Origin of the sequence: Candidatus Accumulibacter contiguus (genome assembly GCF_012940005.1) — a bacterium.
Classification (GTDB): Bacteria; Pseudomonadota; Gammaproteobacteria; order Burkholderiales; family Rhodocyclaceae; genus Accumulibacter; species Accumulibacter contiguus.
Genome location: NZ_SPMX01000114.1, coordinates 1 through 3,907 on the forward strand (window position 1 = coordinate 1; position 3,907 = coordinate 3,907).

Consider the following 3,907-nt stretch of genomic DNA (forward strand, 5'->3'; position numbering starts at 1 on the left):
CTACGCAGCTACCGGGATGGCGAGGAGCGCGGGAAGTTCGAGGCCCTTGCGGGCAGCCTCGATGACGGTGCCGAGATAGCGCCAGGCGCATGCCTCGCGGCGGCGGCAGGTTTCGATGACGCTGGCCAAGAGAGCAAAGGCGCGGGATCCTTCTTCGGAGCGGGTGCCGTGGCTGAGGTAGCGCGCAATCACCCAGTGCCGCAGCGCCTGTTCGGCGGCGTTGTTCGTCAGCGGCAGATGGGGCTCGTTGACCGGGCGCAGGATGACCTTCCCCTCGTACAGGAATTCGCGGGCGACGCTACCCAGCACCTTGTGGTCATCCGCCTGGTGCGCCTCGCACTGTTGCCGTAGCCGCTCGATGGCCGCGGCGTAGCGAATCCGCAGTCCTTCCGGCGGCGGGTCGATTCGCGCCGCGTAAATGGCGGCCATCCAGGTCTTCATCAGCCCTTCCATCTCCTTTCCGACCTCCGCCACCCGAGCATCACTCGATTCGGCCAGTCCCCGCAGCTTGCGCATCCGGTGCGCCCAGCAGCGCAGGCGGTTCTCCCAAGCGCGGTAGACTCGGTAGCCATCACTAATTCGCGAAAGCGCCGCAGGGAGAGGTGCATCCGCAGCGCCAGGAAAACGATCATCCCGGCCCACTGCGGACCCACCAGGCGCCATTCGCCCAGTCCCACCCGATCCCACAGGCTGTAGGCTGGCGCACGCCACGGCAGCGCACGGGTGGTATGCCCGCAGGGGCAGCTCACTTCGAGCATCTGGTGACGCGTGACCCGGAAGATCAACCCGATCTGACCGTCGATGGGGGGCGCAATAGGGACCTCATCCCAGGCCGTGTAGGCCTGCGACGGGGTATCCGTCGCCAGCGCCAGACCACAAGCCGCGCAGCACGCCGGCCGGTGCTCGCACGTGTCGGTCACCGTGAGCTGCTGGGTGCGGCCATGACCCGGACTGCCGGACTGCTTGCCGGCCTTTCGGTCCGACGCCTTCAGCGGTAAGGGCGGCGGCTCGTCTCGCGGGACGGTTTCTTCCGTCGAATTCGCTGGGTCCATCGCCTCCGTCGCCGCTTCCGGGACTTTCGCCGGGGGCCTCTTCGCAGGCATCTCTTCCTCCTCTTCCTCGCCCGCGCCGGGTTTCTCCCAAGGCGCCTGGCTGGTCGGGGGCCGCGAGCGGTTGGCCGGGTTCTGATTCAGACGATCCTGCAATTCCTTGACGTCATCCAGCAGGCGGATAGACACGTCCGGCAATCGCTCCGCTGGCAGCTTCTTCAGCCACTCGGCGTCCATTTGCAGAAGGTCGTGCTTGCGGAGGTGCATTGCGTCGGTTCGTTGTCGAGTGGCAGTATTATGACGTACGAATTATTTCTGGGGGGGATTTTTTTGGGGGGGTGAATCTTTACGCTGCTGGTGCACCTCGTAATGGTCACGCCGCTTTGCTCTGAGAAAGCAGTCATCCTTGATCGTTAGCCGTCTGGCCTGAGTGAATTTACAAAAGTCCCCGTTCGGCGAAAGACAAGGGTGGTGATTGCTGGGCGACGATGAAGTGATCGAGCACTCGCACTTCCACCAAGGCCAGCACCTGCTTGAGTTCGCTGGTCAGCAACTCGTCGGCGCGTGACGGTTCGGCCACTCCGGAGGGGTGATTGTGCGCCAGCACCACTGCCGCAGCGTTGTGCCGCAGCGCCTGTTTGACGACCTCGCGCGGATAGACACTGGTCTGCGTCAGCGTACCGCGGAAGAGCTCTTCAGCGGCAATCAGGCGATTCTGTGCATCCAGCCACAAGGCAAGGAAGACCTCGTGCTCCAGGCCCGCGAGATGCAGCCGCAGGTAGTCGCGTACGGCACCAGGAGAGGCAAAGGTGATTCCTCGTTTCATGTCTTCAGCCAGCGCCCGCCGTGCCAGTTCGACGACCGCCTGCAACTGCGCGTATTTCGCGGGCCCCATGCCGGGCACTGCCGAAAACTCCGCCGAGTTGGCGGCAAACATGCGGGTCAAGCCACCGAAACGCCCGATCAGTTCGCGCGCCAGATCAACGGCACTCTTGCCGCGAACGCCGACACGCAGGAAGATCGCCAGCAATTCGGCATCCGACAGAGACGCCGCTCCGTTCGCCAAAAGGCGCTCGCGCGGTCGCTCGTCCTCGGGCCAATCGGTAATTGCCATCTCGCCACCTCACCCGTCGAATGCGTCTTCCGGCATTATAATCTTGACAACAACTACTTGCCGCAGCCTTCCGGTTTTCCCTGCTGCACGTTCAGTTCTTCTGTATGGCGATTTGCTTGCTGTGCCAGCAGTTCGAGCGACATCCCCGGCAATCCATGACGCCGCCACTCGGTATAGTTGAAGCGATCGCGCGATACCGCCACCATGAAGCGTTCGGCTTCAACCAACCCGAGGGCACTGATCAACGCCTGCATTCCGGCGATGCGAATTTCTGCTTCAGTCTTCATACCATTTCTCCAGACAAGACACCGCTTCCATCGGGAAAAGCACCCTGACTCTGCCAAACTGCCGCAACCGTTTGCTGAACCGGTCATCCGTCGTCACAAGAATGTCCGCTTTGCCGACAATGGCCGAGGCGACGTGCAGAGAGTCATATATCCTGAACACCGCAAGTTAAGGCTGGAGTTTGCCGCTTGGTCAGAAATTACAGATTTGGTGTGTTAATTATAAATATAAATCAACAGGTTAAATCATGCCGGGAATTGCTGAGTACATGACATTATAATGCACTGACAACCAAATATGAGCCTTTCTGATTTCCATGTGTCGCATAGAAACGAAAAGTGGCAATCACATCTTCATCTGTCTTCGCTACTCACACTAAGGAACGTTTCAATAACAATTTGCGAAAGCTGATCAATGGAATCCCACCGTTTTTCCAGTCCAGCAATGAATTTCCGCAGGTTGTTTTTTTGAACGTTCCTAATTCTACTTTGCCACATTTCTAAAATGGTTGAAATACAGGCTATTGAGCTACATATCTAATGCTCTACCACATAAGGAGTATGACGATGAAATCGCCAAATTTATTTATTTGGGATCGGGCGTGCGGTGGCCAGCTGCTGCGAGAATCTGACCAGCCATTTTCAGTCGTTCCGGGAGTGTTTCCGCAGTAAAACGCGAAGCACGGCCGAGCAAGCTGAACAGTACTTGCGGGGCCTTTTTCAAAGCCCTCGTGCGAACCTGGAACAGATGAGCGAGACGGTGGCGGAGACCGAGTATTACAGCCTCCACCACCTGTTGAGCGATGCTGCATGGGACTTTGAGAATGTGCGTCGGGAGACGGCGCGACAAGCGGACGAGTGGATCGGTGGGCCAGAGACGGGACTGTTGCTCGATGAGTCTGGGGTCCAAAAGAAGGGCGACCATTCAGCGGGCGTCGCCAGGCAGTACAACGGTCGCCTGGGTAAGGTCGAGAACTCGCAGGTTGGAGTGTATGCCGCCTTGGCACGAGGGTCGCAGGCGGCGATCATCGACTTCGAATTGTTCCTTCCAGAGCGTTGGGTTGAAGACGCCAAGCGTTGCCAGGAAGCGGGGATTCCGGAATCGGCACGGGTCTTTCGGACTAAGCCGCAGATGGCTGCCGAGATGGTCAAGCGGGCACGAGCCGCCGGGGTGCGCTTTGGCTTCATCGGTGCCGACGGCCTCTATGGCCACGCGACTTGGCTGCTGTTTGATTGGGACGATGCAGGTGAGGTATTCGCCACCGAGGTGCACAGCGACCAGCAGTTTTACTTTACCGATCCGGGAAAGGCGTGGGTACCGGCCTGGGAAGCCCGCGAATGGGCCGCGCGCCTGAAACGAAAGGAGTGGCACCCGGTGATCCTGCGCGACGGGGAGAAGGGTGAAGTGCGCGCGATGTTTGCCCATACCCGCGTGTGGATCAGTCATCCGAACAGCGCAC

At 59.7% G+C, this 3,907-nt stretch carries 5 protein-coding genes; 1 reads left to right on the top strand and 4 read right to left on the bottom strand.

Annotated features, from left to right (window positions below; translation table 11 throughout):
- The 4 genes from E4Q08_RS25230 to E4Q08_RS23385 all read right to left on the bottom strand — a co-directional run bounded on the left by E4Q08_RS25230 (nt 1) and on the right by E4Q08_RS23385 (nt 2,450).
- On the bottom strand, nt 1-537 hold the full coding sequence (locus E4Q08_RS25230) for an IS66 family transposase (protein WP_248595122.1): 537 nt from the start codon (nt 535-537) through the stop codon (nt 1-3).
- Nucleotides 441-1,316, bottom strand: a complete 876-nt coding sequence (locus E4Q08_RS23375; RefSeq protein WP_248595123.1) for a hypothetical protein — start codon at nt 1,314-1,316, stop codon at nt 441-443. Before E4Q08_RS23375 ends, E4Q08_RS25230 begins: the two co-directional genes overlap by 97 nt.
- A gap of 169 nt (nt 1,317-1,485) precedes the next feature.
- Nucleotides 1,486-2,163, bottom strand: coding sequence for a RadC family protein (gene radC / locus E4Q08_RS23380; RefSeq protein WP_169072176.1), 678 nt, complete (start codon nt 2,161-2,163; stop codon nt 1,486-1,488).
- 53 nt (nt 2,164-2,216) lie between these two features.
- Nucleotides 2,217-2,450 (bottom strand): hypothetical protein, encoded by a 234-nt coding sequence (locus tag E4Q08_RS23385; protein WP_169072177.1) that lies wholly within the window; start codon nt 2,448-2,450, stop codon nt 2,217-2,219.
- A 604-nt stretch (nt 2,451-3,054) separates the two neighbouring features.
- Here E4Q08_RS23385 and E4Q08_RS23390 point away from each other — a divergent pair.
- A partial coding sequence (locus tag E4Q08_RS23390; protein WP_308240213.1) for an IS701 family transposase occupies nt 3,055-3,907 on the top strand: 853 nt, incomplete at its 3' end.